Annotated in this window: 11 protein-coding genes; 9 read left to right on the plus strand and 2 right to left on the minus strand. The window is 32.0% G+C overall.

Annotated features, from left to right (window positions below; all coding sequences use genetic code 11):
* Nucleotides 1–98: 98 nt before the first annotated feature.
* Nucleotides 99–812, minus strand: a complete 714-nt coding sequence (locus tag B8T70_RS22715) for a helix-turn-helix transcriptional regulator (protein WP_086896327.1) — start codon at nt 810–812, stop codon at nt 99–101.
* A 133-nt stretch (nt 813–945) separates the two neighbouring features.
* Between B8T70_RS22715 and B8T70_RS22720 the strand changes: the two genes are divergently transcribed.
* The 9 genes from B8T70_RS22720 (at nt 946) to B8T70_RS22760 (ending at nt 5,885) form a co-directional block, all read left to right on the plus strand.
* On the plus strand, nt 946–1,140 hold the full coding sequence (locus B8T70_RS22720) for a hypothetical protein (protein WP_086896328.1): 195 nt from the start codon (nt 946–948) through the stop codon (nt 1,138–1,140).
* Nucleotides 1,141–1,286: 146 nt separating this feature from the next.
* Nucleotides 1,287–1,589, plus strand: coding sequence for a hypothetical protein (locus tag B8T70_RS22725; RefSeq protein WP_086896329.1), 303 nt, complete (start codon nt 1,287–1,289; stop codon nt 1,587–1,589).
* On the plus strand, nt 1,577–1,759 hold the full coding sequence (locus B8T70_RS22730) for a hypothetical protein (RefSeq protein WP_086896330.1): 183 nt from the start codon (nt 1,577–1,579) through the stop codon (nt 1,757–1,759). The genes B8T70_RS22725 and B8T70_RS22730 overlap by 13 nt, the downstream gene beginning before the upstream one ends.
* Nucleotides 1,760–1,761: 2 nt before the next feature.
* A complete protein-coding gene (locus tag B8T70_RS22735; RefSeq protein WP_086896331.1) occupies nt 1,762–2,139 on the plus strand; it encodes a hypothetical protein in 378 nt (125 codons plus the stop codon).
* 131 nt (nt 2,140–2,270) lie between these two features.
* Nucleotides 2,271–2,501, plus strand: a complete 231-nt coding sequence (locus B8T70_RS22740) for a hypothetical protein (protein WP_086896332.1) — start codon at nt 2,271–2,273, stop codon at nt 2,499–2,501.
* A gap of 241 nt (nt 2,502–2,742) precedes the next feature.
* On the plus strand, nt 2,743–3,933 hold the full coding sequence (locus tag B8T70_RS22745) for a PD-(D/E)XK nuclease-like domain-containing protein (protein ID WP_086896333.1): 1,191 nt from the start codon (nt 2,743–2,745) through the stop codon (nt 3,931–3,933).
* A 2-nt stretch (nt 3,934–3,935) separates the two neighbouring features.
* Entirely contained in the window at nt 3,936–4,502 is a 567-nt protein-coding gene (locus B8T70_RS22750; protein WP_165763250.1) for a 3'-5' exonuclease, read from the plus strand.
* Between the two features lie 11 nt (nt 4,503–4,513).
* A complete protein-coding gene (locus tag B8T70_RS22755) occupies nt 4,514–5,266 on the plus strand; it encodes a hypothetical protein (protein WP_123912157.1) in 753 nt (250 codons plus the stop codon).
* Nucleotides 5,241–5,885 carry a hypothetical protein gene (locus B8T70_RS22760; RefSeq protein ID WP_086896336.1) on the plus strand — a complete coding sequence of 215 codons (645 nt, stop codon included), beginning with the start codon at nt 5,241–5,243 and terminating at the stop codon, nt 5,883–5,885. The genes B8T70_RS22755 and B8T70_RS22760 overlap by 26 nt, the downstream gene beginning before the upstream one ends.
* 216 nt (nt 5,886–6,101) lie before the next feature.
* Here the strand turns inward: B8T70_RS22760 and B8T70_RS24020 are convergent.
* On the minus strand, nt 6,102–6,502 hold a 401-nt coding region (locus B8T70_RS24020), incomplete at its 5' end, for a hypothetical protein (RefSeq protein WP_165763251.1).

The raw sequence follows: 6,502 nt of genomic DNA on the forward strand, positions 1-6,502 counted from the left end.
ATGCAAAAATTCACTTTATCCTTGTAAGCAACTTATTTTAAAGACTTTTAGACTTTTTTTTATTTTAATAAATTGGAAATATTGTTTTATTGGGGATATTAAAAAGTTCTTTTTATTACTTTAAAAATTTGCTTAACATCATTCAACTCAATAATAAAATCTTGATATTCTGGACTTTGATTCCTAGAATGACACGTTATTGTACCATTTTCTAAATCCTGAGCAATAATATCTTTACACACTATTGTATCCTTATGCACGATTATCCAGCCATATTGAGAACCTCTAAATCCGTCTTTCCAATGCTGACGATTTAATTCTCTGCAAAGTGTAATAGAACCTTCCGGATTATCATACAATCCTCCGTTATCCATACTATCCCCTTTTATTTCAAAAGCTACATAATTACCTCTTGCAAATTGATCTACGTAAAAATTTACATCATTAAATCCGTCTACAAAATCACCTTCGCAACATTCGCTTATATAAGTAGCATAAGCCTTTACAGGTACAAGCGGCACAGTCATAATAAATTTTCCGTTCTCTAATTCTTTAAATTTATTACCATTTTTATTTTCCAAATATTCCTCTTCTTCAACTACTACTTCCTGTTCACTTTCAGGTAAGAAGTAATTTCCTGGAACATTAAAATAATCCGCAAGTATTTTACGGTTTTTAATATTTGGCTTAGAATCTTTATTTATGATTCTACTTAAAGTCGATTGCGAAATACCCGTATTCTCAGAGAGTTCATAAGGCGTTATACCTTTATTTCTGATAAGGGTTTTTAATCTAGACCCAACTGTATCCATTTTACGTTTTATTTATAACCATTACAAATAAAAGTAAATCACATTAATTTTATTCAAATTACTTGCATTATACTTTCATTTTACTTTATATTTGCACTATACAAAAATAACTAATCAAAAGTAGGCAATTAAAATGGAACTAACAAAAACCGCAAAAGAAAAACTAGGAACTGATGAAGTCAAGATGCAAATAGCATTAGCGTTAGGCAAGTCATATTTAACCATGAGAAGATGGATAAACACAAACCACGACAACCTGACCAAAACCAAATCTATCGAAGCGATTACAAAATTTACAGGACTTAAAGAGAATGAAATTTTCGAATAATAAAAACCCACACAAAAACACAAACGCCTATTAAACAATATACTAACCCTTAAAATTAGGCAAATAAAAAAACCGCTCACGGGAATGAACAGTTTTTAATCCAGATTTTAATAACGCCCGGACTAGGGGCATTAATACTAAATAGAATGGCAAAGTTAGAGGAAATTTCAGAGAAAATACAACGTATCAAAAAAAACATTTCGGCTTATGAAAAATTAAGAAATACTTGCTTAAAGCTTTCAGTTTACTACTACCGAGAAGGAAATACCGTAATGAATGACTGCATGAAACTACGATTGTCCAAAATAAAATCAAGGTTATACAATTTGCACAGTGAGTTGATTCCGATTGAAAAAGAAAGACTACAACTTCTTAATCAGCAACCTAAAATTATAATTCGAGAAACTATCACTTTAAAAATCAAAAATTACGAATCATGGATGCATTAACAGCCAAAGAAAAAAACGTCCTGGCTACTGCATTAAGAATACTTTTTGATAAAAAAGAAAGTAATTACGAAACCTGCTCCACAATCTCAGATTTAGCAATTAAGCTACAAACAAAGAATGCAGAAGAGATAAAGAACGACTTACTATTTGTGACCCAAAACCCTTTTTGATCATGAATATAGATGCTCAGATACGTACAGTTTTCGACACCAGTAAAAAAATGGCCGAAAACAAACCCGATTATCTATTTATATCATTTTCAAAAAAAGACGAAGAAATAAACGGTACTATTTTCAAGGTTTATAACAATGACAAAGTACCACTTTACAGTCTTGCGGTTTCAAATAAAAAAGCACTTATCGATTTCTTAAAAGAATTTTTATCATCCGAAAAGATTCCGTTTAGGTTTGAAACTACGACCGATACTACAATTCTGGATATAGAAATAGAAATCAGGCGATTATTCTTTCTAGACTGGTTAATAAAAACAAAGAATATATACCGGAATCATCCCTCACACCTACAAATAGCATTAAACAAGATTAAATAATTATGAAACAATTAGAGCAAGAAAAACCAAACAGAACTTTCCTTTTTTACATTATAAGCATATTAATTGCTTTTTGGATTGGGCTAGGAATAGGCGTGCTAATCGTCTTTTTAATTTAAGAAACAATAACAATGGCAATCGAAAAAAACCAAACATATAAAACGGCAACAGGATCATTATTAAAAGTCAAAACCGTCAGAAGGTCAGGCATGCATACTTTAGAATTGGTCGACGAAAAGGGAAATCCCTTTCCGGAAAGAAGAAACACTGCTGGTCACGTAATCAAGAAATCCGAAAGAATATGCTCTGAAGAAACAATTAAAAGCTATAAAAGGATATTAATCACAACCTCTTTTACATAAATACCAAAATTTTATTTAACACATAGTCCCGAAGCTTCGGGATAGATTTAAAACCATAATCGAAGATGGTTTTAGAAAATCACAATTTTTCCACATAGAGCTATGCGAAAGAAATGTATTTCTTTTTGTATTCTTTTTTTACACATAAAACCTATGTTCCTATGCGTTAAAATTAATTACACCCAATGGATTGAAATCAAGAATAAGTAAAATAACTAACCCATAATAACTAAAAATCACTATGTCAAATTTACATCCTACAATTGCAACCGATAAAGAAGTACGAAACAACACAATCGACTTTACGCGACCGCTAAACGAATATCCTACCGCTCAATTTATAGCCGAATTTATTCAATCGGAAGCAAAACCAAAACATATTTATACCGAAATATTAAATGTTAATGGATTAGTCATTCAGGACGGAAAAGAAAAATACTTAAGCAGCGATGCTTTAAGTTCATCTATGCTAAAAGCTGCTTTAAGAACACCTTTGCATTTTAAGTTTGCAAAAAGCGAGGATAAAGAGGAACTGAAAAAACTAAAAGAAAATGCCGATCATTTTAATTTAAGCACATTTTTACATCAGGCAATTTTAGAACCTACAAAATTCAGCCGAGTTATAATCGAGCCTAATATTCCGCTAAATACAAACGAAGGCGTTACAAAAGCAGTCGAGTTTTGGGAACAATTAATAACCGAAAGAGGATATGGCGTAATCGAGAGACAAGAAACACCTTTTGATATTGTTCTGGAACATTGCCACAAAACTGTTGTAGAAACATTGGGTTTGAGTTTAGACAAAATCGATGGAAAACGTGCTTACATCAGAACTTTAAAAAACTGCTCAGATGTAGAGCCTGTTTCTGAAGAAAATATGGTTAAAATCAAAATTCTAAAAAAACATTATGATCAATACGGCAACGGAATTTTAAGAAGGCTTATACTCCATTCCAAAAGAGAAACATCTGTTTATTATACCGACACCAATACAGGTTTAAAACTAAAAGTAAGACCCGATGCCATACAATTTAAAGAAAACATTGGTGTAGATGCTATTATATCGGTAAAAAGCTCATCAATCGAAGATCTGCAAGCATTTTATCATCAAGCTGCAAGATTGCATTATGATTTATCCGAAGGAATGTGTCAGGAAGTAGTTTCTGAGGTTACTGGTCGTGATTTTAATACCACCATTATGGTAATGCTACAAACAGTTGCACCATTTGCAATTGCAATTTTGGTTTGGTCCGCCGAAGATATCGAAACAGGAAAATACAAATATCATCTTGCCTTAAATAATGCCAAAGAAATAATCGAGAAACAATTGGTAAAAGGATACGAAGTTTTATCACAAGAAAACAACTTTGGATTAATCCAAATGTCATTACCAATCTGGAACCAACAACAATTTTTATCTAGAAACATATAACTGTGAAACAAATATTTATAGATGTCGAAACAACGGGATTAAACCATTGGCAACACGCCGTACATCAAATCTCTGGAACGATATACATTGAAAATGTACTTACCGACACATTCGATTATAAAGTAAAACCGCATGAAACAAGCAAAGTCGAACAAGCTGCTTTGGATCTGGGAGGTTTAAAACTAGAAACCGTTTATGCTTATCCACACAGAACAATCGTATATCCTGAGTTAATTGCCTTGTTAGAAAAGAATTGCAATAAACATGACCCAAAAGACAACTATTTCTTTTGCGCCTACAATGCTCATTTTGATAATGCGTTTCTCAAAGCATTTTTTAAACAATGCAACGACACGACTTTCGATTCTTGGTTCTGGTCTAATACCATCGATGTGATGGTATTAGCGGCAGAATACCTTAAAGATATTAGACACGAAATGCCCAATTTTAAGCTTAAAGCTGTTGCCAATAAATTAGGAATTATTGTCGACGAAAAAAAGCTACACGACAGTCTATACGATATCCAACTGACTAAAAAAGTCTATGATATAATAAGTAAAACAAAGTAAATAACAATCAAATGACCTTAGCAACTCAACCCTATTTCCCTCTATATATCGATAACTGGATGAACAATTCTCAACTAAAAGTATGTTCTCCAGCCGCACATGGAATCTTAATTTCCATACTATGTCTTTTACATAAAGAAAATAATTGCGGTACGCTTATGCTAAAGCAAAAGTTTAAACTAAGCAAAGATCAAACTACCAATTTTGCTTTACAAATTGCCAAATTAACAGCTTTTGATTTGCATGAAATAGAAAATCCTCTGATAGAGTTGGTTGCCGAGGGCATTTTGATTATTCAAGACGATTACCTGATTTATGAACCTATGTTTCGAGAGGAACATATTCATAAAAAAGAAGTACAGAAAGAACTTATGATTGCGCCCAAAAAAGAAATCACAATCAAAGAACCTGAGAAAATTGATTTCGAAAAAATAGTATCGATTTTTAATTCTGTTTGCAACAAACTCCCAGCCGTTCAAAAATTAACAATTCAGAGAAAATCTGCCATCAAAAACAGAATTACAGAATCAGGATTGACAGGATTAGGCGATGCTTTTCAGAAAGTAGCACAAAGTCGATTTTTAAACGGAGAAAACGAACGTGGCTGGACTGCAGATTTTGACTGGATATTAAAACCCGCAAACTTTATTAAAATTATCGAAGGCAAGTATAAAAATACCGAAAATGGAAATAACAAATCAAGCGAACAAATCTTTACAGCTGCAATGGACAGCGAAATTGGAAGAGACTTTAAATTTAAGTAAATCTATTATTTCTGGCAATGCTCAAATGGCACTTGTCGAGATGAATCTCTCGATTGAGCAAACATTTTCTAAGCCTAACATAAGAACGGTTTTTAAAAACGAGAACGGAACAATCGGTTTTAGCGTTGTAAATGTTCTCGTAAACCGATTTATAAACTCCTTTGGTTTTAGCACCAAACTTTCCAATGATCAAATCGAGATTTTAACCGTAGATACGCTAGAAAATTTTAAATACGAAAGTCTGGAAGATATTATTGTATTCTTTAAAATGGCACGTACCGGAAAATTTGGAAGCACCAAAAAAGGAGTCGATTCTAATTTAATCTACGGAGAATGGTATCCCGCCTATTTAGAACAAAAAGCTGACATAAGGGAACAACAATACCTAAGAGAAAAAAACACATTAAATAGCAAAGAAATAACACTTGAAGATGTCAAAAAAACATATTCAAAACATCAGGAAAAGAATTTCGAGAAAAGAGTTACCGCTTTTGTAGAAAAAATAACCAAAAACATCGACCGCCAAATACTCGAAGATTTAATCACAGATTGGGAAAAAGACCCCGCCAGAAAACCATATCTGAATATCCTGAAGAAGAAAAGAATCACAATTAAATAACCCCAAAAAACAAAAACAAAAATTTAGAGATATAATAAAATTAAGGAGCTATTTCCTGCTGTCCTTCCAATCTTTCTCTTGCTAAAGGAGCAAGAGAAAGGATTTCCCTCCCATCAGGGCTAGTGATTATGGTTTTTATGATGAGGTTTTGTTTTTACATTGATTTAATCTAACCCAAATAATTGTTTTCTCTAATACTAACCTTGATTATAAAACTCATTTAATATTAAATTCAAGTGTCGTATTAGGATATTTCTTTGAGTTGATTATTTCAATATACATTTTTTTGGGTCTTTTGGGTAATGGTCCAATTATTACTTCATCAATATTTTTATCCCTAAAAATATCTAAAGTTCTATGTCCTTCAAATTTTTCAGTTTCTATGATTGTATCCCCATCTATTGAAACGAAACCCCAACGATTTTTATATTTACCATAAAGAAAAAAATTATTATTACTTAACAAATCTTTTACTGAAAAAGCTTCCGACTCTGTTAGTTTTCCCAAAAGAATATTTTCAATATTCATCTTTACAAAATATGCGTCTTCTTTTTTATACTCTACACCGTCTCTCCAATTTTTGGGATAATATGCACAGCAATATTCTAATTTTTCTT

It is taken from the genome of Flavobacterium sp. AJR, from assembly GCF_002156885.1.
Classification (GTDB): domain Bacteria; phylum Bacteroidota; class Bacteroidia; order Flavobacteriales; family Flavobacteriaceae; genus Flavobacterium.

Excerpts from the sequence above, each read along its gene's own strand:
- B8T70_RS22715 (WP_086896327.1), bottom strand. The coding sequence starts at position 812 with ATGGATACAGTTGGGTCTAGATTAAAAACCCTTATCAGAAATAAAGGT.
- B8T70_RS22720 (WP_086896328.1), top strand. The coding sequence starts at position 946 with ATGGAACTAACAAAAACCGCAAAAGAAAAACTAGGAACTGATGAAGTC.
- B8T70_RS22725 (WP_086896329.1), top strand. The coding sequence starts at position 1,287 with ATGGCAAAGTTAGAGGAAATTTCAGAGAAAATACAACGTATCAAAAAA.
- B8T70_RS22730 (WP_086896330.1), top strand. The coding sequence starts at position 1,577 with ATGGATGCATTAACAGCCAAAGAAAAAAACGTCCTGGCTACTGCATTA.
- B8T70_RS22735 (WP_086896331.1), top strand. The coding sequence starts at position 1,762 with ATGAATATAGATGCTCAGATACGTACAGTTTTCGACACCAGTAAAAAA.
- B8T70_RS22740 (WP_086896332.1), top strand. The coding sequence starts at position 2,271 with ATGGCAATCGAAAAAAACCAAACATATAAAACGGCAACAGGATCATTA.
- B8T70_RS22745 (WP_086896333.1), top strand. The coding sequence starts at position 2,743 with ATGTCAAATTTACATCCTACAATTGCAACCGATAAAGAAGTACGAAAC.
- B8T70_RS22755 (WP_123912157.1), top strand. The coding sequence starts at position 4,514 with ATGACCTTAGCAACTCAACCCTATTTCCCTCTATATATCGATAACTGG.